22 protein-coding genes are annotated in these 23,419 nt (G+C 72.9%); 15 read left to right on the top strand and 7 right to left on the bottom strand.

Translation table 11 applies throughout. The features are described 5' to 3' along the window. Positions 1-456: 456 nt before the first annotated feature. Entirely contained in the window at positions 457-2,232 is a 1,776-nt protein-coding gene (locus AC6EI4_RS05295) for a thiamine pyrophosphate-requiring protein (RefSeq protein ID WP_498450792.1), read from the bottom strand. A 246-nt stretch (positions 2,233-2,478) separates the two neighbouring features. On the opposite strand from AC6EI4_RS05295, the gene AC6EI4_RS05290 reads away from it, so the two are divergent. The 5 genes from AC6EI4_RS05290 (at position 2,479) to AC6EI4_RS05270 (ending at position 6,860) form a co-directional block, all read left to right on the top strand. Beyond that, positions 2,479-3,111 carry a SatD family protein gene (locus AC6EI4_RS05290; RefSeq protein ID WP_498450791.1) on the top strand — a complete coding sequence of 211 codons (633 nt, stop codon included), beginning with the start codon at positions 2,479-2,481 and terminating at the stop codon, positions 3,109-3,111. Beyond that, positions 3,108-3,857, top strand: coding sequence for a hypothetical protein (locus AC6EI4_RS05285; protein WP_498424175.1), 750 nt, complete (start codon positions 3,108-3,110; stop codon positions 3,855-3,857). Before AC6EI4_RS05290 ends, AC6EI4_RS05285 begins: the two co-directional genes overlap by 4 nt. 19 nt (positions 3,858-3,876) lie before the next feature. Then, on the top strand, positions 3,877-4,803 hold the full coding sequence (gene lipP1 / locus AC6EI4_RS05280; protein WP_498450790.1) for a LipP1 family hormone-sensitive lipase: 927 nt from the start codon (positions 3,877-3,879) through the stop codon (positions 4,801-4,803). Between the two features lie 147 nt (positions 4,804-4,950). Continuing rightward, a complete protein-coding gene (gene npdG, locus AC6EI4_RS05275; protein WP_498450789.1) occupies positions 4,951-5,625 on the top strand; it encodes an NADPH-dependent F420 reductase in 675 nt (224 codons plus the stop codon). Beyond that, positions 5,625-6,860, top strand: a complete 1,236-nt coding sequence (locus AC6EI4_RS05270; RefSeq protein WP_498450788.1) for an acyl-CoA dehydrogenase family protein — start codon at positions 5,625-5,627, stop codon at positions 6,858-6,860. The genes npdG and AC6EI4_RS05270 overlap by 1 nt, the downstream gene beginning before the upstream one ends. Here AC6EI4_RS05270 and AC6EI4_RS05265 read toward each other — a convergent pair. Further along, positions 6,850-8,226 carry an MFS transporter gene (locus tag AC6EI4_RS05265; RefSeq protein WP_498450892.1) on the bottom strand — a complete coding sequence of 459 codons (1,377 nt, stop codon included), beginning with the start codon at positions 8,224-8,226 and terminating at the stop codon, positions 6,850-6,852. The two genes, AC6EI4_RS05270 and AC6EI4_RS05265, sit on opposite strands and share 11 nt — an antisense overlap. Before the next feature lie 288 nt (positions 8,227-8,514). Between AC6EI4_RS05265 and AC6EI4_RS05260 the strand changes: the two genes are divergently transcribed. Both AC6EI4_RS05260 and AC6EI4_RS05255 read left to right on the top strand, forming a co-directional pair. Further along, entirely contained in the window at positions 8,515-9,402 is an 888-nt protein-coding gene (locus AC6EI4_RS05260; RefSeq protein WP_498450787.1) for a DUF559 domain-containing protein, read from the top strand. A gap of 10 nt (positions 9,403-9,412) precedes the next feature. Beyond that, positions 9,413-10,333: an alpha/beta hydrolase gene (locus AC6EI4_RS05255; RefSeq protein ID WP_498450786.1), complete on the top strand. Its 921-nt coding sequence runs from the start codon at positions 9,413-9,415 to the stop codon at positions 10,331-10,333. Positions 10,334-10,366: 33 nt separating this feature from the next. On the opposite strand, the gene AC6EI4_RS05250 is transcribed toward AC6EI4_RS05255, so the two are convergent. The 4 genes from AC6EI4_RS05250 to AC6EI4_RS05235 are packed head-to-tail and all read right to left on the bottom strand — an operon-like array spanning position 10,367 to position 14,157. After that, positions 10,367-11,143: an enoyl-CoA hydratase gene (locus tag AC6EI4_RS05250; protein ID WP_498450785.1), complete on the bottom strand. Its 777-nt coding sequence runs from the start codon at positions 11,141-11,143 to the stop codon at positions 10,367-10,369. 1 nt (position 11,144) lies between these two features. Then, positions 11,145-12,737, bottom strand: a complete 1,593-nt coding sequence (locus AC6EI4_RS05245) for a long-chain-fatty-acid--CoA ligase (RefSeq protein ID WP_498450784.1) — start codon at positions 12,735-12,737, stop codon at positions 11,145-11,147. 26 nt (positions 12,738-12,763) lie between these two features. Further along, positions 12,764-13,135, bottom strand: coding sequence for a DUF6285 domain-containing protein (locus AC6EI4_RS05240; protein WP_498450783.1), 372 nt, complete (start codon positions 13,133-13,135; stop codon positions 12,764-12,766). Continuing rightward, entirely contained in the window at positions 13,135-14,157 is a 1,023-nt protein-coding gene (locus tag AC6EI4_RS05235; protein ID WP_498450782.1) for a phosphotransferase family protein, read from the bottom strand. The genes AC6EI4_RS05240 and AC6EI4_RS05235 overlap by 1 nt, the downstream gene beginning before the upstream one ends. Before the next feature lie 255 nt (positions 14,158-14,412). On the opposite strand from AC6EI4_RS05235, the gene AC6EI4_RS05230 reads away from it, so the two are divergent. The 8 genes from AC6EI4_RS05230 to AC6EI4_RS05195 are packed head-to-tail and all read left to right on the top strand — an operon-like array spanning position 14,413 to position 22,070. Next, positions 14,413-15,645 (top strand): ABC transporter substrate-binding protein, encoded by a 1,233-nt coding sequence (locus AC6EI4_RS05230; RefSeq protein WP_498424163.1) that lies wholly within the window; start codon positions 14,413-14,415, stop codon positions 15,643-15,645. A 4-nt stretch (positions 15,646-15,649) separates the two neighbouring features. Next, entirely contained in the window at positions 15,650-16,441 is a 792-nt protein-coding gene (locus AC6EI4_RS05225; RefSeq protein WP_498450781.1) for an ABC transporter ATP-binding protein, read from the top strand. Then, positions 16,438-17,145 carry an ABC transporter ATP-binding protein gene (locus AC6EI4_RS05220; protein ID WP_498450780.1) on the top strand — a complete coding sequence of 236 codons (708 nt, stop codon included), beginning with the start codon at positions 16,438-16,440 and terminating at the stop codon, positions 17,143-17,145. Before AC6EI4_RS05225 ends, AC6EI4_RS05220 begins: the two co-directional genes overlap by 4 nt. A gap of 9 nt (positions 17,146-17,154) precedes the next feature. Further along, entirely contained in the window at positions 17,155-18,042 is an 888-nt protein-coding gene (locus AC6EI4_RS05215) for a branched-chain amino acid ABC transporter permease (RefSeq protein ID WP_498450779.1), read from the top strand. Further along, on the top strand, positions 18,039-19,181 hold the full coding sequence (locus AC6EI4_RS05210) for a branched-chain amino acid ABC transporter permease (protein ID WP_498424158.1): 1,143 nt from the start codon (positions 18,039-18,041) through the stop codon (positions 19,179-19,181). The genes AC6EI4_RS05215 and AC6EI4_RS05210 overlap by 4 nt, the downstream gene beginning before the upstream one ends. Beyond that, the gene (locus AC6EI4_RS05205) at positions 19,178-20,110 is read left to right on the top strand and encodes a crotonase/enoyl-CoA hydratase family protein (RefSeq protein WP_498424157.1); all 933 of its coding nucleotides are present in this window, start codon (positions 19,178-19,180) and stop codon (positions 20,108-20,110) included. Before AC6EI4_RS05210 ends, AC6EI4_RS05205 begins: the two co-directional genes overlap by 4 nt. After that, the gene (locus tag AC6EI4_RS05200; protein WP_498450778.1) at positions 20,107-21,264 is read left to right on the top strand and encodes an acyl-CoA dehydrogenase family protein; all 1,158 of its coding nucleotides are present in this window, start codon (positions 20,107-20,109) and stop codon (positions 21,262-21,264) included. Before AC6EI4_RS05205 ends, AC6EI4_RS05200 begins: the two co-directional genes overlap by 4 nt. Continuing rightward, positions 21,264-22,070: a crotonase/enoyl-CoA hydratase family protein gene (locus tag AC6EI4_RS05195; RefSeq protein WP_498450777.1), complete on the top strand. Its 807-nt coding sequence runs from the start codon at positions 21,264-21,266 to the stop codon at positions 22,068-22,070. Before AC6EI4_RS05200 ends, AC6EI4_RS05195 begins: the two co-directional genes overlap by 1 nt. On the opposite strand, the gene AC6EI4_RS05190 is transcribed toward AC6EI4_RS05195, so the two are convergent. After that, positions 22,067-23,326, bottom strand: a complete 1,260-nt coding sequence (locus AC6EI4_RS05190) for an acyl-CoA dehydrogenase family protein (RefSeq protein WP_498450776.1) — start codon at positions 23,324-23,326, stop codon at positions 22,067-22,069. The genes AC6EI4_RS05195 and AC6EI4_RS05190 overlap by 4 nt on opposite strands. Positions 23,327-23,419 lie beyond the last annotated feature (93 nt).

The following is a 23,419-nucleotide window of genomic DNA, read 5'->3' as shown; positions in this document are numbered from 1 at the left end:
TGTGCCTCGGTAGGACGAGGATAGGCGAGGGCGGTGGTTGGCCGGTGGGGCTGGGGCGGTGGCGAGGTTGGTGCGGCGTTCACGAGTTACCTCGTGAAACCCGCACTTCCCACGTGATGGAACACGTGGGAAGTGCGGGTTTCGTGTGGCCAGTGCCCCGGGGCTGACCGGGATGCGGACGGCGCGGGCGCGGCGGGGGCGGCTGGCCGCGGGCGAGACGTACGGCGGGCGGGGGCTCGCACCGCGGGCGAAGGGCCGCGCCGGGCCGGGCCGGTGGCGTTCAACGACCGATCCCCGGAAATTGAAGAAGTCGCCCGCGGTCTCGGGTCCGCGGGCGACTTCGAGGACGAAGTTACGCCATTTTGGGGTTGACTGTCACAAGTTCGCGGAGGATTTTACTTTCGCGCTCAGTCGTGACCGGAGCCGGCAGCCGCGCCGGGTGTCCGGCGTGGGCGCTCAGTCTCCTGAGCTCTCCTGGGCGGCCTGCCGGTCGAGCAGCTCGCGGGCGTGGACCCCGGACGCACCCTCCTGGTCCAGTCCGCGGCGGAAGCTCTCCAGCTTCTGCTCCCCGGCGGGGAACGGCGGCAGCAGCGGCACGTCGGCGTCGACGATCGCCTCGATCAGCGTCGGCCGGTCCGCGGCCAGCGCGCGCGCCCAGGCGTCGTGGATCTGGTCGGGGGAGTCGATGCGGATCCCGCCCAGGCCGAGCAGCTCGGCGTACTGCGCGTAGGGGAAGGCCGGCAGCGTCTGGCTGTCGTCGAAGCGGGGGTCACCCTCCATCTCGCGCTGCTCCCAGGTGACCTCGGCCAGGTCGCGGTTGTTCAGCACCAGCACCACGAAGCGCGGGTCGCGCCACTCGCGCCACAGGTGCGAGACCGTGATCAGCTCGGCCACCCCGTTCATCTGCATCGCCCCGTCGCCGAGCATCGCGACCACCGGTCGACCCGGCTCGGCGAGCTTGGCGGCGACGCCGTACGGCAGCGCGGAGCCGAGCGTGGCCAGCGTCGAGGACAGGTGCGCCTGGACCCCGGGCGGCAGCCGCAGGTGACGCGCGTACCAGTAGGTGATCGAGCCGACGTCGACGCTGACCTGGGCGTCACCGGGCAGGTGCTCGTTGAGGCCGCGCACCACCGCCTCGGGGCTCAGCGGCTCGGCCGGCATCGCGGCTCGCTCGGCCGCCAGCGCGTGCCACTCGCCGACCACCTTCTCCACCCGCTCGCGCCACGAGGAGTCGCGCCGCTCCTCCAGCATCGGCAGCAGCTTGTCGAGGGTGTCGGCGGCGTCGCCGGTCAGCCCCACCTCGATCGGGTAGCGGTTGCCGAGGTGGCGCCCGTCCAGGTCGATCTGGACGGCACGCGCCTGGCCGGGCGGCGGGTAGTACTCGGTCCAGGGGTCGTTGCTGCCGATGATCAGCAGCGTGTCGCACTCCTCCATCAACCGCGCCGACGCAGTGGTGCCGAGGTGGCCCATGACCCCGCAGGAGTAGGGCAGCGACTCGTCCCACCACGGCTTGCCGAGCAGGCTGGTGGTCACCCCCGCACCCAGCCGCTCGGCCACCGCGCGCACCCGGTCGCCGGCGTCGCGCACCCCCTGGCCGACCAGCAGCGCGACCCGCTCGCCCGCGTTGAGGACCTCCGCGGCCTCCCGCAGCGCGTCGTCGTACGGCGTCACGTGCGGACGGCGCCACCCGGGCGCGGTGACCATCACGCCGTGCTCCTGGGGCAGCTCCTCGGGCGCCGGCTCCTTCTGTACGTCGTGGGGCACGATCACCACGCAGGGCGAGCGCGTCGCCAGCGCCGTACGGAACGCGCGGTCGAGCACCATCGGCGCCTGCTCGGCCGAGAGCACCATCTGCAGGAACTGCGCGGCCACGTCCTTGAACACCGACTGCAGATCGATCTCCTGCTGGTACTCCGAGCCCAGCGTCGTGGTCTGCTGCTGGCCGACGATCGCCACCACCGGCACGTGGTCGAGCTTCGCGTCGTACAGGCCGTTGAGCAGGTGCACCGCGCCCGGCCCCTGGGTGCTGGTGACGACCCCGACCTCGCCGGTGTACTTGGCGTGACCGACCGCCATCAGCGCGGCGTTCTCCTCGTGCCGGGCCTGCACCAGCTGCGGGTTCCCGTCGGCGCGGCGCAGGGCGCCCATGAACGAGTTGATCCCATCGCCGGAGTACCCGAAGAGCCGGGTCACCCCCCAGCGGCGCAGGCGTTCGACGATCAGGTCTGCCACGAGGGGCTGCTCGGGGGTCTCCATGGGCGGGCCGGTACCCGGGGGGAGTGGTCGCAACGCGGTCGGGGCGCGGCGGTTTCCCCGGTCGGCCGGGGAACGCTGACCTTGTCGGCCGAAACTTCGCCCGACAACATCAGGGATCGCCCGCCCAGTCGCGCTCGTACGCCAACCGGGCACCGATAGTTCAGTTGTGTTCTTCACCCTGACACTGTTCAGGTCTAACATGAACTCATGGCAAGTTCAGACATGACCTTCACACTGATCGGTGATCTGGTGGCGTCCCGGTCGGTCACCGCGCGGGCGTCGGCCCAAGGTGCACTGGTCGAAGCACTTGCCCGGGTGGCGGAGGTGGTCCCGCCGCTGGATCGACTCGAGCCCACGGTCGGCGACGAGTTCCAGGGGGCCTTCGGCTCCTTCGCGGACGCGGCGTTGGCCGCGCTCCTCGTGCGGCTGCACCTGCTGCCGCACGTCGACTCGCGCTGTGGTCTCGGCGTCGGTCGCCGAGAGGTGTTCGACGCCGACCGCCGCCCGATGCTTCAGGACGGTCCTGCCTGGTGGAGCGCTCGTCAGGCGATCGACGAGTTGGCTCGGCCGCGGCGACGCTCCGCGCGCACGTGGTACGACGCGAGCCACGCGCCGCTCGAGGAGTCGCCCGGCCCCGACCCCGTGCTCGCCAACGCGTTCCTTCTCTGCCGTGACCAGCTCGTCGACCGCCTCAGCGCACGGGGATGTCGGATGCTTCTGCTCTCCTTGGAGGGTGCGACGCAGCGCGACATCGCGGCTGCGGAGGGGATCAGCAAGTCGGCGGTCTCCCAGCAGTTCGCGCGGGGGATTCAGGCGGTGAAGGAGGCACAGACGATGCTCGGAGACGCTCTGTGACTGCCCTCGCGCTGTGGCTGGTCGTCGTCGGACTGTGCGATCTGCTGCGGGCCGCCGGCGACGCGACAAGCGGGGCGCGCCGGCTGCTGCTGTGCCTGATCGGCCTCGGGCTCCTGGGTGGGGGAGCCGCGCTGGTCGCGCCCGCGGGAAGCGGAGCGCTCGGTTGGTTGCTCGGGGGTGCCGGCCTGTGCGGATGGATCGTCGCCTCGTCGGTCGTAACCACGCAGGGAGGGACCGGTCGTCGCGGATGGGTCGCTGCGTCGTACCTCTCGTTGGGCGCAGGGCTCGCCGGGCTCGTCGTCACCGGACCTCGGGGCGGTGATGCCGATGGGTTGCACGCCGCGCTTGATGCGACGGCGCTCGCCGGCGTCGACCCCGACCGGCTACTGCTGGTGTGCGGTGTGCTGCTCGTGCAGGTGTCCACGGCCAACATCGCTGTTCGGCTGCTCCTGGACGTGGTCGGCGTGCCGGCTGGTGACCACGAGAAGAGGCTCCGTGGCGGACGCGTGCTGGGGCCGATGGAGCGGCTGCTGATCGTCGGGCTCGGGCTGTCCGGCGAGCTGACCGGCGCAGCGCTGGTCGCGGCCGCCAAGGCTCTGCTGCGCTTCCCCGAGCTCAAGGAGTCGGAGCGGGCGGGGCGCGAGCTGCCCGGACCCAGCGACGTGACCGAGTACTTCCTCATCGGCAGCTTCGCCAGCTGGCTGATCGCGCTCGCCGGCGTGGCGTTGGGCTCCATGTGGCTGTGATGTCCGTTACGTTGTCGCCATGCCTCTGGACCCCGCGCTCGGCGCCCTGTTGGAAATGATGGAGTCCGCCGGACAGCCCCCGATGCACGAGGGCACCCCGCAGGAGGCGCGTGCCGCCTTCGGCGCGCTGTCCGCGATGTCGGCCGCGCAGGAGGGCGTCATCGAGATGGCCTCGGTCGAGGACATCACCATCCCCGGTCCGGCCGGCGACATCGGGGCCCGCGTCTACCGCCCCGCGGGCCAGGGGCCGCGCCCGACGGTGGCCTACCTGCACGGTGGCGGCTTCGTCATCGGCGACCTCGAGAGCCACGACCCGAGCTGTCGGCGGATCGCGCGCGACGCCGACGCCGTCGTGGTCGCCGTGGACTACCGCCTGGCCCCCGAGCACGTCTTCCCCGCCGCTCCCGAGGACGCGCTGGCCGCGGTCACCTGGGTGGCCGACCACCTCGCCGACCTCGGTGGCGATGAGCGCCTCGGCGTGGCCGGGGACAGCGCCGGCGGGAACCTCGCCGCGGTCGCCGCGCAGGCCCTCCCCGAGCGGATCGTCGCCCAGCTGCTGATCTACCCCGTCACCGACCTGGTCGGCGAGTACCCCTCGCGGGTGGAGAACGCCGAGGGTTACTTCCTCGACGCCGCCACCATGGGGTGGTTCGGCATGCACTACGCCAGCCCCGGCACCGACGCCGCGGACCCGCGACTCTCCCCGCTGCGCGCGCCCTCGCTGGCCGGGCTGCCGCCGGCGGTCGTGGTCACCGCCGAGTTCGACCCGCTGCGCGACGAGGGCGAGGCGTACGCCGCGAAGCTCGCCGCGGACGGCGTACCGGTGCAGCAGGTGCGCTACGACGGGCTGATCCACGGGTTCGCCGAGATGGGCGTCTTCAGCCCCGCCGCGGCCAAGGCGGTCGACGACTACATCGCCCGGTTCCGGGACCTCCTGCACGCCTGACCCCGGTGCCGCACAGCCGCCGACGTGCCGCCGAGCGGACGCGGACGCCCCGGACAGGCCGCTCGTCATTAGTGTGAGGGCGGCGCCCCCGGGCGCGACCCCCGACGACCGCGTCCCGGACGCGGCCTGACCCTAGGAGTAGGCAACGTGACGATCGACGAGAAGCTGGCCGGCAAGACCATCGCCGTGCTCGGTGGCACCGGGCCGCAGGGGCGCGGACTGGCGCGCCGCTTCGCCGCCGCCGGAGTCCCGGTGGTGATCGGCAGCCGCAGCGCCGAGCGCGCCGAGTCGACCGCGGCCACCCTGGTCGAGGCGGTCGGCGGGACCGTGACCGGCGCCGACAACGCCGGCGCCGCCGCGGCCGGCGACATCGTGATCGTGGCGGTCCCGTGGGACGGCCACGGCGACCTGCTCAAGGAGCTCGCGCCCGCGCTGGCCGGCAAGATCGTCGTCGACTGCGTGAACCCGATGAGCTTCGACAAGCAGGGCGCGTTCGCGCTGCCGGTCGAAGAGGGCTCCGCGGCGATGCAGGCCCGCGCGCTGCTGCCGGACTCGATCGTCACCGCCGCGTTCCACCACGTCAGCGCGGTGCTGCTGGAGGACCCCGAGGTGACCTCGATGGACACCGACGTGCTGGTGCTCGGCGACGACCGCGAGGCCACCGACACCGTGCAGGCGCTGGTCGACGTGATCCCCGGGATGCGCGGCATCTTCGGCGGCCGGCTCCGCAACGCCCACCAGGTCGAGGCGCTGACCTGCAACCTGATCTCGGTGAACCGCCGCTACAAGGCGCACGCCGGCGTGCGGATCACGGACATCTGATGCTGACCTCCGCGATGTACCCGGCCTACCCGGCCCCCTCGGAGAAGGCCCAGCGGCTGTTCGAGGAGATGCGTCGCTTCGTGGCCGAGGAGGTGCTGCCGGCCGAGGCGTCGTACGACGAGTATCGCCGCGCCGCCGGCCCCGAGGACCACACCCTGCCGCCGGTGGTGGAGGAGCTGAAGGCCAAGGCCCGCGAGCGGGGCCTGTGGAACCTGTTCCTACCCGCGGAGTCGGGGCTGTCGGTGCTGGAGTACGCGCCGATCGCGGAGCTGTCCGGGTGGTCCATCGAGATCGCCCCGGAGGCGATCAACTGCCAGGCGCCCGACACCGGCAACATGGAGCTGTTGCACCTGATCGGCACCCCCGCCCAGCAGGAGCAGTGGCTCACCCCCCTGTTGAACGGGGAGATCCGCTCGGCGTTCGCGATGACCGAGCCGGGGGTGGCGTCCTCGGATGCGACGAACATCGAGACCCGCATCGAGCGCGACGGCGACGAGTACGTGATCAACGGGCGCAAGTGGTGGATCTCCGGGGCCGCCGACCCGCGCTGCAAGGTGCTGATCGTGATGGGCAAGACCGACCCCGAGGCCGCGCGGCACCGCCAGCAGTCGATGGTGATCGTGCCCGTCGACACCCCGGGTGTGGACATCCAGCGCTCGCTGCCGGTGATGGGCCACCAGGACCAGCACGGGCACAGCATCGTCGAGTTCACCGACGTGCGGGTGCCGGTCGCCAACATCCTCGGCGAGGAGGGCGGCGGGTTCGCGGCCGCGCAGATGCGGCTCGGCCCGGGCCGCATCCACCACGTGATGCGCGCCCTGGGTGCGGGGGAGCGGGCGCTGGCGCTGATGGTCAAGCGCTCCCAGGAGCGGGTCGCGTTCGGCAAGCCGCTCGCCGACCAGTCGGGAGTGCGCGAGCGGATCGCGGAGTCGCGCATCGAGCTGGAGCAGGCCCGCGCGATCTGCCACCGCGCGGCGTACGTGATCGACACCGAGGGCAACAAGGCCGCCCGGCACCTGATCGCCGCCGCCAAGATCGCGGTGCCCCGCGCCGTGCTCTCGGTGATCGACCGGGCGATCCAGGTGCACGGCGCCGCCGGGGTCTCCGACGAGACCGTGCTGGCCGGGCTCTACGGCTGGATCCGCGCGATGCGGATCTTCGACGGCCCCGACGAGGTCCACCTGGTCACCCTGGGCAAGGCCGAGCTCGGCACCGAGCCGCTGTTCAACCTCTGAGCGCAGCCCCTCGGGCGCCGGCCTCTCCGGGGCCGGCGCCCCGAGGATCGGCGCCCCGGGGCCGGGCCAGAGCGAGGGCCACCGCGGCGGCCGCGGCCATGATGGCGGCGGCCGCCAGCAGCGCCGCGACCATGCCGCGCTCGTCGGGCTCCGCACCGGCGGAGAACAGCCCCATCACCGTGACGCCGAGCGTGGTCCCCACCGACATCCCGAGGTAGCGCAGCACCTGGTTGAACGACAGCGCGCTCGCGGTCTCCTCGCGCGGGACCTGGCGCACGATCACGCCGGGCATGCTGGCGAAGGTGCCGCCGCTGCCCAGCCCGGCCAGCCCCATCCAGACCAGCACCAGCCACACGTGGCCGTGCCACAACGCCATCCCGGCCGCCGCCGCGACATAGAGCAGACACCCCAGCGGCAGCACCAGCTCCGGCGCGATCCGCCGCCCGATCGCCAGCGAGACCCGGCTGCCCAGCACGCTCATCAGCGAGTAGGGCACCAGCACCAGCGCCGCCACGCTCACCGGCTGCCCGAGCCCCCACCCGTCGGCCTGCATCAGCACCACCGACAGCGTGAGCAGCATGTACATGCCCACCCCGCCGGCCAGCCCGGTCGCGTGCGCGGCGACCACCCCGCGGCGCAGCGCCAGGCGCAGGTCCACCAGCGGGTACGGCGTGCGCAGCGCGTGCGCGACCCAGCCGGCGAGTGCGACGAGGCCGAGCAGCGCGGTCACCAGGGTGGTCGACGAGGCCCAGCCCCAGGTGCCGCCCTGGCTGACCGAGAGCAGCACCGCCGCGGTGCCGGCGCCGAGCAGGACCGCGCCGGTCCAGTCCACGCCGGTGGCGGCGGCGTCGGTGACCGGGGGCAGGAACGCCACCGCGGCGACCAGCGTCAGCGCGCACAGGGCCAGCCCGAACCAGAACGCACCGGAGACGCCCCAGGTCTGCGCCACCAGGCCGGTCACCGGGTAGCCCAGCCCCGCGCCGGCCACCGTGGTCACCGACAGCAGCGCGATCGCGCCGGGCAGGCGCTGGCCGCGGATGCCGTCGCGGGCGGCGGCGATCGCCAGCGGGGTCAACGCCAGGCCCACCCCCTGCAGGGCCCGCCCGGCCAGCAGCGCGGTGAAGCCCAGCGGCAGCGCCGCCAGCAGCAGGCCGACCAGGACGACGCCCAGCCCGGCGAGCACCACCCGGCGCCGGTGCCGTCCGCTGCCGAGCCGGCCCAGGACCGGCGTGGAGACCGCGCCCATCAGCATCGTCGCGGTCAGCGTCCACTGCGCGTCGTGCAGGGAGACGTCGTGCTGCTCGGCGATCACCGGCACCAGCGGGGCGCCCAGGCTGCTGACGACCGCGGTGACGGTGGTGAGCAGCGCGAGGGAGGTCAGCAGCCAGGGCTGGGGCGCGGGCTGGGGCTGCCGCTCGGGCTCGGGCTCGGGCGCGGGGGAGTGGTCGGGGCGGGTGGAGTCGGGGGTGATGGTGGTTCCTCGGGTGATCGGGGGCCTTCGCAGGTTACGCCGTGGGCGGGAGCGACCGTTCAGAAGGAAAACGCAGCGCCCTCGGGCCTGCCTCAGGCGTGGAGGCCCTCGCGTTTTCCTTCCGAACGGTCGCCTGTGGAGGAGTCCAGCGGCCGACGGCCGATCCCCGGCAGGCTGAGCCGCATGTCCGCCACCGCCGAGTCGACGATCGAGGGCGAGTGGGTCACCGCCCTGGACCCGGTCGACGCGCTGATCCGGCTCGGCGGCGTGGCGACCCGGGCCCGGCTGCTGCGGCTGACCACGGTCCGTCGGCTGCGCACGGCGGTCGCGCGCGGGCAGATCAAGCGGCTGACGCGCAACCGCTACGGGCTGCCGGACATCGACCGGGCGCTGCGCAAGGCCGCCGAGCTGCACGGTGTGGTGTCCCACCTCAGCGCGGCCCAGGCCCACGAGTGGCAGCTCGCGTTCCGTCCGTCGACGCCCTGGGTCACCGTGCCCCGCAACGCCGCCCGCAAGAGCAGAAGGGGCGTCCACCTGCACTACGCCGACCTGGCCGAGGAGAGCGGGCTGGTCACGTCCAAGCTGCGCACGGTCCTCGACTGCGGCCGCGCGCTGCCGTTCGGCCCGGCGCTGGCGGTGGCCGACTCGGCGCTGCGCAGCGGGGACGTCGAGGCGGCCTCCCTGGTGCGGGCGGCGCAGCGGGTGCGCGGGAAGGGGGCGGCGGCCGTGCGGCTGGTGGCGGCGACGGCCGACGGCCGCGCGGCCAACGCGTTCGAGTCGGTGCTGCGGGCCCTGGCCCTCGAGGCGGGGCTGGCGGTGGTGCCGCAGCTGCCGGTGACCGCCGGGGGCAGGGTGCTCCACCCCGACCTCGCGGATCCCGGGCGGCGGGTCATCCTCGAGGCGGACTCGTGGGAGTTCCACACCGGCAAGGACGCCCACGAGCGCGATTGCTGGCGCTACACCGCCTTCGTGCTGGCGGGCTGGACCGTGCTCCGGTTCAGCTGGCAGCAGGTGATGCTCGACCCCGACTACGTGCTGGACTCGCTGCGCGCGGTCGCCCGCCTCCGCTAGGTTCCGAGCCATGACCTCCCTGTGGCCTGCCGAGCTCGACACGCTGCGACCGGAGGCGCGCGAGGTCGCCGAACGGATGAAGGCCTACTTCGCCGCGAACCGCTCGCCGCTGACCGACCCGCTCGAGCGGGCGCTGGCGATGCGCGCGGCCTACCGGCACACGGAGGTGGAGTCGCCGCACGGGGTCGACGTCGAGCGAGCCGGCGTGCCTTGTCGCGTGTTCGAGCCCGAGACGCCGGCCCGGGGGACCTACCTGCACGTGCACGGCGGCGGGTTCTTCCTCGGCAGCCCCCGGATGAACGATCTCTCCAACGAGAGGCTGTGCCGCACCCACGCCGTCCGCGTGGTGTCGGTGGACTATCGGCTCGCGCCCGAGCATCCCTTCCCGGCCGGCCCCGACGACTGCCTCGCGGTGCTCCTCGACGTGCTCGACGAGACCGGGCCGGGCCCGGTGCTGATCGGCGGCGAGTCGGCGGGCGCGACGCTGGCGGTGAGCGCGCTGCTCCGGCTGCGCGACCTCGGGCGGGTCGGCGAGGTCGCCGGTGCGAATCTGTCCTACGGCGTCTACGACCTGACCCGCACCCCCAGCATGCGCGGAGCCGTCCCCTCCGCGGTGGCCGACGACGCGCTCGGCGCGCTGCCCTTCGAGCTCTACGTCCCCGACCGCAGCGCCGAGGAGCTGCGCACCGGCGAGTACTCCCCGCTCTACGCCGACCTGCACGAGATGCCGCCGGCCCTGTTCACCGTGGGCACCGCCGACGAGCTGCTCGACGACACGCTCTTCCTGGCCGGTCGGTGGGCGGCCTACGAGCGGGAGGCCGAGCTCGCGGTCTACCCCGACTGCGGGCACGGGTTCACGGCGTACGACATGGAGATGACGCGCCGGGCCCAGGCCCGGACCGCACAGTTCCTGGAGCGCTGCCTGTCCTGAGCGGTACCGGGGCTGAGCGCTGCCGGGGCTGGCTCAGCGCTCGAACACCGGCTCCCGCCGCTCCAGGAAGGCGGTGACGCCCTCGGCGAAGTCGGCGGTGCCGGCCAGCACCGACTGCCCGGCCGCCTCGCGCGCCAGCGCGCCTTCGAGCTCGGAGAGGCTGCTGGCGTTGATGGCGGCCTTGGTCAGCGCATAGGCGCGGGTCGGTCCGTGCGCCAGCCGCGCGGCGAGCGACGTGGCGTCGGCCAGTAGCCGGTCGTCGTCGCTGACGCTCGCCACCAGGCCCCACGCCAGCGCGTCCGCGGCGGGGATCGGCTCGGCCAGCAGCGCCATCCGCAGCGCCCGGGCCCGCCCGGCCGAGGCGGCCACCAGCGCGGTCGCGCCGCCGTCGGGCATCAGCCCGATCCGGGTGAAGGCGAGCATCAGGTACGCCGAGGCGCCCATGACCACCAGGTCGCAGGCCAGCGCCAGCGAGCAGCCGACCCCCGCGGCCGGGCCGTGCACCGCCGCCACCACCGGCACCGGCGCGTCGCGCAGCGCCCGCACCGCCGCGTTGGCGGCCTCGACCGACACCGGCTCGTCGGTGCCGGAGAGGTCGGCGCCCGAGCAGAACCCGCGCCCGGCCCCGGAGAGCAGCACCGCCCGGACGCCCGGCCCGCTGCCGAGTGCGCCGACGTCGCCGAGCGCGGTGGCGAGCTCCTCGAGCAGCGCGGTGGTCACCGCGTTCAGGCTGTCGGGACGGTGCAGGCGCAGGTGGAGCACGCCGTCCTCGGAGAGCTCGCGGCCCAGTCCGTGCGTGGAGACCTCCATCTCAGCTGCCCACCGCGGCCTCGTCGCGGACCATCTCGCGCAGCGGGCTCTTCAGGATCTTGCCCGAGGCGTTGCGCGGCATCTCGCCGAGCACCACCACCCGCGTCGGCTTCTTGTACGACGCGAGTCGGTCCGCGCAGAACGCGATGATGTCGTCCTCGGTGGGCGCGTCGGCGGGGTCGCGCGGCACCACCACCGCCACCGGGGTCTCGCCCCACTTGGGGTGCGGGCTGCCCACCAGGGCCACCTCCAGGACCTTGGGGTGGTCGGCGATGACCGCCTCCACCTCGGCGCTGTAGATGTTCTCCCCGCCGGAGATGATCATGTCCTTGAGCCGGTCGACGACGTAGAAGAAGCCGTCCTCGTCGACGCGGACCAGGTCGCCGGAGTGGAACCAGCCGCCGCGGAAGGCCTCCTCGGTGGCGCGCGGGTTGTCCCAGTAGCCGCGCATCGTCTGGGGTCCGCGGTAGACGATCTCGCCGATCTCGCCCTGGGCCACGTCGTTCATCTGCGGGTCCACCACCCGCACCGCGACCAGCGGCACCGGCTTGCCGATCGAGCCGATCTTGCGGATCGCGTCCTCCCCGGGCAGCACGGTGGTGATCGGCGACATCTCGGTCTGGCCGAACGTGCACACGTTGGGCACGCCGGGGAAGGCCGCCTCCATCGCCCGCAGCACCGCCGGGGTGGCCGGCGCCGCGCCCCAGGCCATGCTGCGCAGCCGGATGTCGCGGCGGGGGATGGTGGGGCTGGCCGCGACCGCCTGCCACTGGGTCGGCACCAGGAAGGCGCTGGTGGCGCCCTCGGACTCGACCAGGTCGAGGAACGCCTCGGGGTCGAACGCGCCGGTGGGGGTGATCACGGTGGTGAAGCCGAGCACCAGCTGGGGGAGCAGCGCGCCGACCGCGGCGATGTGGAACATCGGCGAGGTGACCAGGCCGATCTCGTCGCCGCCGTGCAGCTGGAAGGCCTGCACCAGCGTGATCGTCTGGCCGAGCAGGTTCTGGTAGGTCAGCATCGCGCCCTTGGGCAGCCCGGTGGTGCCGGAGGTGTACATGATCAGCGCCAGCGCGTCGAGGTCCTCGGGGCCGGCCGCGGGGTGGGGCTGCGCCGCGGCGAGCGCATCCTCGTAGCCCTCCGCGCCGGGTCCGGCGCCGCTCACCTCCTCGCCGGCGACCAGGCAGGGCAGGCCGCCGGGGCGGGCCCGGCGCACCTCGGCCACCAGCGGCGCCAGCGCCTGCTCGACCACGACCGCGCAGGCCCCGGAGTTCTCGGCCAGGAAGGCGACCTCGGCGGCTACCAGCCGGAAGTTCACCGGCACCGCGACCGCGCCGAGCCTGTTGATCGCCACCAGCGCCTCGACGAACTCCGGGCGGTTGGTCAGCAGCACCAGCACCCGGTCGCCGGCGCCGACGCCGCGCTGCTCCAGCGCCGAGGAGAGGCGCCGGGAGCGCTCCTCGAGCAGGGCCCACGTCGTGCTCTGGCCACGGAAGCGCAGCGCGGCGCGGGTGGGCTGCGTCTGCGCGTGCTTGGTCACTTGGTGCACCCAGGTGAGGGGCTGGCTGGGGTGGTTGCTGACGGTGCTGGTGTCCATCGGGGGCTCCCTGTGGGGTGGGCGGGTCATCGACCGCTGGAGCGCGGGTCGTCGTCGACGTCGTCGGAGAGGTACGTGGGGTTGGCGACCGCGAGCCGGTCCGCGGTGATGGTGCGCAGCGCGTCGAGCAGCCGTACGTCGTCGGCATCCAGCTCCCCGGCCCGGATCCGCCGGCCCAGCTCGGCCTCGTCCTCGGCTCCCAGCCCGGCGAGCAGGCGGGCGTAGCGCTCCTCGGTCTGCGGCGCCAGCGCCAGCTCGCGCTCCAGCGTGCGCAGCAGGTTGGCCGCGACCCGGGCCTGGAAGGAGACGCCGGCGTCGGTCGCCGGCATCACCTCGTGCTCGAGGAACTCCCGCACGGCGACGACGATCTGCGTGGCGTCGGGGTAGGTGTGCAGCATCAGGGCATCCCTCCCGAGAGCGCGATCGGGGGGCGCACGGGCACCCGGCCGTGCAGCATGTTCAGCAGGTCGAACTCCTGCTCGGCGACCCGGCGCCCGATCGCGGCGAGCTCCACGGACCGGGTGGTGCCGGAGAAGTGTCGCCCGGCCTGGACCAGGCAGCCCACGGCCCACGAGAGCGTGCCGGCCACCTGCCACCAGTGCACGACCTCCGGGTCGGGTCGGTGCCCGCTCACCGCGGTGTAGGCGTCGAAGAGCTGGGAGAAGTCGCCGACGCCCGCCACCGGGCGGGGCCCGCCGAAGCGCCACGCCCTGATGCACAGGTAGCCGAGGTCCTCCATCGGGTCGCCGATGTGGACCAGCTCCCAGTCCAGCACCGCGGCCAGGCCGGTCTCGTCGACGATCACGTTGCCCAGCCGGAAGTCGCCGTGCACCAGCACGGGCGCCTCGGTGAGCGGGGGGCGATGCCGCTCCAGCCAGCGCAGCGCCAGCTCGAGGACCGGGCGCACCACGGCGGTCGCGTCGTACTTGGCGCGCAGCTCCTCGAGGACGTCGAGCCGCGGGATCTGCGGGACCTCGGCGAGCGGGACCCGGTGGATGCGCGCGGCCGCGGCGCCGAGGTCGGAGGCGAGCACCTCTCGGGCTCGGGCGTAGCGCTCGTCGCGCAGGATGCGGCGCGCGAAGGTCTCGCCGGGCACGAACGTCATCAGCAGGTAGGGGGCGCCGAGCCGGTGCGGATCGGCCGAGAAGTCGATCAGGTCGGGGCCTGGGACGCCGTGGCGCCGGGCGGCCCGCAGGGCGGCGGCCTCGCGTGCCATCTCCTCGGGGCGCGGCTCGGAGGGCGGGTCCCGGCGCAGGATCAGCTGACGCCGCTCGCCGCCGGGCCCGTGCACCTCGAAGGCCCAGGTCTGGCGACTCGCCCCGCCGGCGACCCGGCCCAGGCCGGCCGGCGTGTGGTCGCCGCCGAAGAGGTCCCCGACCAGGGCGGTGAGCATGCCCTCGAGGGCGCTCTGCTCGTCCACGCGGGTCTCCTTCCACAACGCCCGGGCTGCGGGGCGGATCGGGCCGGTCGTATATCGGTGAGCGAGCGGTCGCTCGTACTTCTAAACTGATTTGACGCACTAGAGAGTGAACTCGGTCACACCATTTGCCGTCAAGTCATTGACTTCTCACCCCTCTGGCGTGTTCGCTTTCAAGCGATCGCTCGGTAATCAGTGAACGACAGCAGTTCGTGTCGAGGCTGGGTGCGGACCGGGCGCAACCCCTGGAGGCTGACCATGAACCACCGCCATCGCGCGCTCGCCGCGCTTGCCTGCGCAGCGCTCGTCCTCTCCGGCTGCGGCGGCCGGGACGACGAGACCAGTGCCAGCGGGGACTGCTCCCCGGGCATCACCGACGACAGCATCAAGATCGGCACGAGCATCCCGATGTCCGGTGCCGGCGCCGTGTACGGCGCGATCGCGCGGGCCAGCGAGGCCTACTTCGACGACCTCAACGCCGAGGGCGGTGTGAAGATGGGCGACGGGGTCACCCGCGAGATCGAGTACAAGGCGCTCGACGACGCCTACGACCCGGCGCGCACCGTCAGCAACACCCGCACCCTGGTCGAGCAGGACCAGGTCTTCGCGCTGATGAACGTGCTGGGCACCTCGCCCAACCTCGCCATCGGCGAGTTCGTGGCCGGCGCGGGGGTGCCCAACCTGTTCGCGATGACCGGCACCGACGAGTTCCTCGATCAGGAGGAGAACTGGTCGATGGGGTTCCTGCCGCAGTACGAGTTCGAGGCCCAGGTGATGGCCGACTACGTGCTGGCCAAGAACCCGCAGGCGAAGGTGGCGGTGCTCTACCAGAACGACGGCTTCGGCAAGGGGATGCTGGAGAACTTCGAGGAGGAGTTCGAGGGCACCGACGCCGAGATCGTCGCCTCCCAGGCCTACGAGCAGTCCGGCGGCACCGCCGACTCCCAGGTGGTCAACCTGGCCAAGTCCGGGGCCGACGTCTGGCTCAACTACGCCACCGGCACGTTCATGACCCAGTCGCTGAAGAAGGCCGACGAGCTCGGCTGGAAGCCGCTGAAGATGATCACCTCCGGCACCAACCACGCCCAGAACATCATGCAGCCGGCCGGCGCCGGGGCGACGGACGCGGTCTCCTTCACCTGGCTCAAGGACGTCTCCGCCCCGAACTGGAAGGACGACGAGGGGATGCAGGCCTGGCAGGCCTTCGCCGAGAAGCACAGCGGCGACGTCGACGCCGCCGACTCGGTCGGAGCCACCGGCTACACCAGCGCCCAGCTGATGGAGGCCGTGTTGGAGGGCATGGACGGCTGCACCCGTGAGGACATGCTCGCCTCGGCGCAGAGCCTCTCGGGCGCGCAGGGCGACCTGCACCTTCCCGACGTGAAGGCCTCCACCACCGAGGACTACCCGTTCTTCACCACCCAGGTGCAGATGATGACCTTCGACGGCACCACCTGGCAGCTCGAGGGCGACGTCCTCGAGCGGGAGTGACCCGATGCCCATCCCGAGCGTGGCTGCCGGCGAGCCGTTCCTCACCGTGCGCGACGTGCGCCTGCGCTTCGGCGGAGTGGTGGCTCTGGACGGGCCGTCGTTCGACCTGGCCAAGGGCGAGGTCTGCGGGCTGATCGGGCCCAACGGGGCCGGGAAGACCACGCTGTTCAACTGCATCAGCCGGCTCTACGAGCCCGAGTCGGGGGAGATCGCGCTGGCCGGCGTCGACCTGCTCCGGCTGCGCACCGAGCAGATCGCCTCGGTGGGCATCGCCCGGACCTTCCAGAACCTGGGCCTGTTCGGGTCGATGACGGTGTTGGAGAACGTGCTGGCCGGGGGCTACCACCGGACCCGCTCGGGCATGTGGGCGACCGCCCTGGGCTGGCTCGGCGTGGCCCGCGAGGAACGCGCCGAGGTGGCCCGGGCCCGCGAGCTGCTCGCGGAGCTGGGGCTGACCTCGGTGGCCGGCAGGCTGGCGGCCGGGTTGCCCTACGGCACCCTCAAGCGGGTCGAGCTGGCCCGCGCGCTGATGGCCGAGCCGGAGCTGCTGATGCTCGACGAGCCGGCCAACGGGCTGATCCACTCCGAGGTGATCGAGCTCGCCGACACCATCCGCCGGCTCTGTGACGAGCGCGGGCTCTCGGTGCTGCTGGTCGAGCACCACATGGCGATGGTGATGCGCGCCTCCGACCAGGTGGTCGTGCTCAACCTGGGCCGCAAGATCGCCGACGGCCCACCCGACGTGGTGCGCGCCGACCCGCAGGTCATCGAGGCCTACCTGGGCGGCGCGGCATGAGCCTGCTCGAGGTGGACGGGCTGGTCGCGGGCTACGGCCCGGTCCGGGTCCTGCACGAGGTCACCCTGAGCGTCGAGAAGGATCAGGTGGTGGTGGTGCTGGGCGCCAACGGCGCCGGGAAGACCACGCTGCTGCGGGCGCTGTCGGGGATCATCAAGGGCAGCGGCCGGGCCACCTTCGACGGGCATGAGCTGCTGGGGCGCTCCAGCGAGCGGATCGCCGCGCTGGGCATCGCCCACGTGCCGCAGGGGCGCGGCACCTTCAGCGACATGAGCGTCGAGGAGAACCTCCGGATCGGGGCGCACCTGCGCCGCGACCGCGAGGAGCGCTCCCACATCGAGCGCTGGTACTCGATCTTCCCGCGGCTGGGGGACCGCGCGACCCAGCAGGCCGGCAGCCTCAGCGGCGGGGAGCAGCAGATGCTCGCCATCGCCCGGGCCCTGATGCCCTCCCCGCGGCTGCTGCTGCTCGACGAGCCGTCGCTGGGCCTGGCGCCCAACACCACCCGTCAGCTGTTCGACTCACTCGCCCAGATCAACGCCGAGACCGGGACCGCGATGCTCGTCGTCGAGCAGAACGCCCACCTCGCCCTCGACATCGGCAGCACCGCCGTGGTGCTGGAGGCGGGCCGGGTGGTCTCGTCCGGCCGGGCCGAGGACCTGCGCGACAACGACGAGATCCGCCGTGCCTATCTCGGCTACTGAGGAGCGATGATGGACCTGTTCGTGCAACAACTGCTCGACGGCATCGCCTCCGGGGCGTTGTACGGCGCGCTGGCCCTGAGCGTCGTGCTCGTCTACCGCGCCTCCGGGATCGTCAACTTCGCCCAGGGCGAGATGGCGATGTTCGCCGCGTTCCTCACCTGGCAGCTGTGGACCTGGGGAGTGCCCCTGCTCGTGGCGATCCTGATCTCGATGGGGATCGCGTTCGCCTTCGGCGCCCTGGTCGAGCGGGTGCTGATCCGGCCCTTCGGCACCACGGCGTCGGCGCACCTGTCGCTGATCATCGTCACGCTCGGCCTGATGCTGGTCCTCACCAGCGGCGCGGGATGGATCTGGGGCTACCTGACCAAGGCGGTCCCGCCCACCTTCGGGGAGGGCTCGGTCGACCTCGGCCCGGCCGCGATGTCGCGCCAGGCGCTGGGCATCGTCCTCGCCGTCGCGGTCGTCGCCGGCCTCCTGTACTGGCTCTTCCAGCGCACCCGGCTGGGCCTGGAGATGCGCGCGGCGGCCAGCAACCCCGAGTCGGCGCGGCTCGCGGGGATCCCGGTGGGGCGGATGCTGATGCTCGGCTGGGGCCTGGCCGGTGCCATCGGCGCGCTGGTGGGCGCGCTGGCCGCCCCGCAGCTGTTCCTACAGCCCAACATGATGGCCGCGATGCTGCTCTACGCGTTCGCCGCGGCCACGCTCGGCGGCTTCGACAGCCCGGTGGGGGCACTGGTCGGCGGGCTGATCGTCGGCGTGCTGGAGAACCTCGCCGGCACCTACGTCGACGCGATCGGCAACGACTTCAAGCAGGCGGTGGCGCTGGCGATCATCATGGCCGTGCTGCTGTTCAAGCCCGAGGGTCTCTTCGGATCGAGGACGGTGGCACGCGTATGAGCATGGTCAAGATCGGTGCTCCCAGCGGGATCCGCGCACTGGCGGACCGGGCGCTGGCCCTGCGCCAGGCGCAGGCGGTGCTGGACGCGCCGATCTGGCTGAGGGTGGCGGTCTTCGTCGCGGTGGCCGGCGCAGCGGCGATGGTGCCGTTCAACTCCGCGCCGTACGTCAACTTCGACCTCAGCATGGTGATGATCTACGCCATCGTCGGGATGGGCCTCAACCTGCTCACCGGCTTCAACGGGCAGATCTCGCTGGGTCACAGCGCCTTCTTCGCCACCGGCGCCTACGTGGCGGCGGTGCTGATCCAGGAGGGCTGGCACTACCTCGCGGTGCTGCCGGTCGCGGTCGTCGCGACGTTCGTGCTCGGCTACCTGTTCGGGCTGCCGGCGCTGCGGCTGCAGGGCCTGCAGCTCGCGCTGGTCACCCTGGCGCTGGCCATCGTCACCCCGGCGGCGATCAAGCGTCTCGACGACGTCACCCAGGGCCAGGAGGGGATCGCGCTGTTCACCGCGCAGCCGCCGGAGTGGACCGGCCTGGCCCGCGACCAGTGGGTCTACCTGCTGTGCCTGGCCGCGGTGCTGATCGGGTGGATCCTCACCCGCCGCCTGGCCAGCGGCCGGATCGGGCGCTCCCTGGTGGCGGTGCGCGACAACGAGACCGTGGCGCGGACCCTCGGCGTGCGCAGCTCGCGCACCAAGACGGCCGTCTTCGCGCTCAGTGCCGCCTACACCGGGGTCGGCGGGGTGCTCTACGTGTACGTCGTGCAGTTCGTCGGCCCGGACTCGTTCGGGCTGGTGATGGCGATCGCGTTCATCTCGCTGATCGTCGTCGGCGGCCTGGGCACCATCAGCGGCGCCATCTTCGGGGCCTTCTTCATCACCTACGTCCCGGAGTGGACCGCGGACGTGAACGCCTCGGCGGCGAGCCTGGTCTACGGCGTCTCGCTGATCGTCTTCATGTTCGTGATGCCGTTCGGCATCGCCGGCCTGGTCCGCGCCGGGCTGCGCCCCGTCGTCGAGCGGATCCCCGGGCGGCGCGGCCCGCTGAGCAGCCGCTCCGCCGGCGCCGGCCCCGCCCCGAGCGTCACCACCCCCGCCCCTGCCGAGCGCCAGGAAGTAGAGGAGAGCACGCCATGACGCACCCGACCAGGCGGGACATCACGCTCAGCGTCGCGGACGGCGTGGCGACGATCCTGCTCGACCGCCCCGAGGCCCTCAACGCCTTCACCGACCGGATGGAGGTCGAGCTGATCGAGGCCCTCGACGCGTGCGACCGCGACGACGAGGTCCGGGCCGTGGTGATCACCGGCGCTGGGCGGGCCTTCTGCGCCGGGATGGACCTGAGCGCCGGGGCCGCGGCCTTCGAGGAGTGGGGAGCCGACGACGCCGACGGCCCCGCGCCGCTGCGCCGCGACGGCGGCGGCCGCGTGGTGCTGCGGATGTTCGAGCTCGACAAGCCGGTGATCGCGGCCATCAACGGGCCGGCCGTGGGCGTCGGGATCACGCTGACCCTGGCCGCCGACATCCGCCTCGCCGCCGACGACGCCAAGATGGGCTTCGTCTTCAACAGGCGCGGGCTGGTCCCCGAGTCGTGCTCGTCGTGGTTCCTGCCGCGAGTGGTGCCGATGCAGCGGGCGCTGGAGTGGGTGTTCACCGGCCGGGTGTTCCCCGCCTCCGAGGCGCTGGCGGCCGGCCTGGTGCGCAGCCTCCACCCGCGCGCGGAGCTGCTCGACGTCGCCTACGCGCTGGCCCGCGAGATCGCCGAGCACACCGCCCCGGTCTCGGTGGCGCTCTCGCGCCAGATGCTGTGGCGGATGTGGGGCGCCGACCACCCGATGGTCGCGCACGAGATCGAGACCCACGCCCTGGCCGTGCGCGGCACCAGCGACGACGCGGCCGAAGGCATCTCGGCCTTCTTGGACAAGCGGCCGGCGCGCTTCCCGCTGACCGTCTCCGCCGACCTCCCCGACCTGTTCGCCAGCCTGCCCGCGCCGTCGTACCGCCCGCCCGCGGTGGCGGCCTCGGCGGCCCCCGGACCCATCCTCCGCACGAAGGAGCAGCCATGAAGCGCGGCCTGTACACCGCCGACCACGAGGCCTTCCGCGCCGTCGTCGCCGAGTTCGTGGCCCGCGAGGTCGCGCCACACGTGGAGCGGTGGGACGAGGAGGGGATCATCGACCGCGACGTGTGGCTGGCCGCCGGCAAGCAGGGCGTGATCGGTCTCTCCACACCCACCGAGTACGGCGGCGCGGGCGTCGGGGCCGACTACCGCTACCGCGCGGTGGTGCTCGAGGAGCTGTTCAAGGTGTTCGCCGGCTCGCTGGCCTCCGGCTTCTCGCTGCAGGACGACATCGCGATCCCCTACCTGGCCGCCCTGGGCACCGAGGAGCAGAAGCGCCGCTGGCTGCCGCGGATGGGCGCCGGGGAGCTGATCGGCGCGATCGCGATGACCGAGCCCGGGACCGGCAGCGACCTGCAGGGCATCCGCACCAGCGCCACCCGGGTGGACGGTGGTTGGCTGGTCAACGGGGCCAAGACGTTCATCACCAACGGCATCCACTCCGACCTGGTGATCGTCGTGGCGCGCACCGACCCCGACGCGGGGTCGCGCGGCTTCAGCCTGCTGGTCGTCGAGCGGGAGATGGCCGGGTTCTCCCGGGGGCGCAAGTTGCGCAAGGTGGGGCTGCAGGCCCAGGACACCGCCGAGCTGTTCTTCGAGGAGGTCTTCGTGCCCGAGCAGAACCTGCTGGGCGCCGAGGGCGGCGGGCTCCGCCAGCTGATGGCGCACCTGCCGTTGGAGCGACTCTCGATCGCGGTCGGCTCGGTGGCCGCCTGCGCGCCGGTGCTCGCCGCCACCCTGGACTACACCCAGCAGCGGCGCGCCTTCGGCCAGCCGGTCGCCGACTTCCAGAACACCCGGTTCCGGCTCGCCGAGCTGGCCACCGAGCTGGACGTCACCCGGGCCTTCGTGGACAAGGCGCTGCTGGCCTACAACGAGGGCGACCTCGGCGCCGTCGACGCGGCCAAGGCCAAGCTGTGGGCCACCGAGGTGCAGGGCAGGCTGGTCGACCAGTGCCTGCAGCTGCACGGCGGCTACGGCTACATGCTGGAGTACCCGGTGGCGCGTGCCTTCCAGGACGCCCGGGTGCAGCGGATCTACGGCGGCACCAACGAGATCATGCGCCAGATCATCGGCCGCGACCTGGTCGGCCGGCGCTGATGAGCGGCCCCGACGAGTACGACGCGCAGGACCGGGTCGGCTGCACGGTCGTCGACGGCGTCGCCCAGGTGAGGTTGACCCGCCCGGACAAGATGAACGCGCTGGACCCGGCGATGTTCGAGGGGCTGCTCGCCACCGGCAGCTCCCTGATCGGCAGCGACGACGTCCGCGCGGTGGTGCTGAGCGGGGCCGGGCGGGCGTTCTGCGCCGGGCTGGACCTCGAGCAGTTCGCGCTGATGGCGGACGGCGGCTCCGGGCCGGCCCCGCCCGCCCGCGAGCCGCTGGGCGCTGCCGAGGCGCTCGCCCAGCAGGCCGTCCACGTGTGGTCGCTGATCGAGGCGCCGGTGATCGCCGCCGTACACGGGGTGGCGCTGGGCGGCGGGCTGCAGCTGGCGCTGGGCGCCGACATCCGGATCGTGGCGCCGGACGCGCGGCTGGCGCTGATGGAGGTCCAGTGGGGGCTGGTGCCGGACATGATGGGCACCCAGCTGCTGCCCGAGCTGGTCGGCCGGGACCGGGCCCTGGAGCTGGCGCTGACCGGGCGGACGGTGTCGGGGGAGGAGGCGTTCCGGCTCGGGCTGGCCACGCTGGTCGCCGAGGACCCACTGGCGGCCGCGACGGCGCTCGCCGCCGAGGTCGCCGCGCACAGCGGGTCGGCGACGCGCGGGATCAAGCGGCTGGTCGGCCTGGCCGGGCGGGTCGACCTCGCGGCCGGGCTGGCGGCCGAGCAGGAGGTGATCGCCTCGCTGATCGGGACCGAGGAGCAGGCGGCGGTGGTGCGCCGCCGCCTGAGCCGGCGCGGCTAGGCCGGCTGCTCGCGACGGCGCCCGGTGAACCCGAACAGGGTGCCGGCCACCTTGCGGATCTGGATCTCCTCGGCGCCCTCGGTGATCCGGTAGCGCCGGTGGTGGCGGTAGATGTGCTCGAAGGGCTGGTTGCGCGAGTAGCCCTCGCCGCCGAAGACCTGCATCGCCCGGTCGGCCGCCTCGCAGACCAGCCGGTTCGCCCGGTAGTTGGCCATCGACACGTACTCGCTGACCTCGGTCGGGTCGCCGGCCCGGTCGAGCGTCCAGGCGGCCTTGCGGACCAGCCCGCGCACCATCTCGGCCTCGGTGTGCAGCTCGACCAGCGGCCACTGCACCGCCTGGCGGCGGGCCAGCGGCTCACCGAAGGTGACCCGGGTGCGGGCCCGCTCCACGGCCCGGTCGATGCAGTACTGCGCCGCCCCGAGGCTGGAGGCGGCCTGACGGATCCGGTTCTCGTGCAGGAAGTGCTGGGCGATCATCAGCCCACGCCCCTCCTCGCCGAGGATCGCCGAGTGCGGGACCCGGACCCCGCGCACGGCGACGTTGGCGTGGTCGGTGGGCATGTTGAAGGTCCAGTCGTAGCTGGTCACCTCGATGCCGGGGGTGTCCATCGGGACCACGAACGCGGTGATCCCGAGCGCGTCGCCGTCCTTGCCGCTGGTGCGGGCGAAGACCACGTCGTGGGTGGCGTGGTGGACCCCGGAGTTCCAGCGCTTGGCGCCGTCGATGACCCACTCGTCGCCCGCGCGCACCGCCCGGGTCTCCATCCAGGTGGCGTCGCTGCCGTGCTCGGGCTCGGTGAGCGCGAAGGCGACCATGGCCTCGCCGGTGATCATCTGCTCGAGCAGCTCCGCGCGCTGCTGCGCCGTACCGAAGTCGCGCACGATGTGCACGAACGGCAGGTTCGCGACGATCGAGGACTCGTTCTGCAGGTCGTTGTGCAGCCCCAGGCCACGGTGGGCCAGGTGCTCGCGGACGATCGCCAGCTCCAGGTTGGAGGCGCCGCGGCCGCCGAGGTCCTCGGGCAGCGCCCAACGCAGGAAGCCCGCGGCGTCGGCGCGGCGGCGCATCTCGGCCAGCAGGTCCTCCCAGGCCTGGGCCGGGGTGCCGCCGGCCTCCCAGTCGGTGCGCGCCCACTCGCGGCGGTGGTCGAAGTACTGGACGTGCTCCTGCTCGAGCGGAGCGATCTCCTTGTCGATGAAGGCGTCGATCTCATCGAGGAAGTCCTGGATCCCGTCCGGGAGCGCGAAGTCCATGGCGAAGCCCTTCAGTGCCGTGAGTGGGTGCGTGCGACGGAAACAGTGTTTAGAGTTTCAGAGTGAGCGCTAGGTTAGTGGCGAAGTTCACTC

The organism is Nocardioides sp. Z43_10, assembly GCF_059766615.1.
The sequence above is the reverse complement of the archived record's forward strand: the minus strand, read 5'-3'. Positions and strand labels throughout refer to the sequence as shown.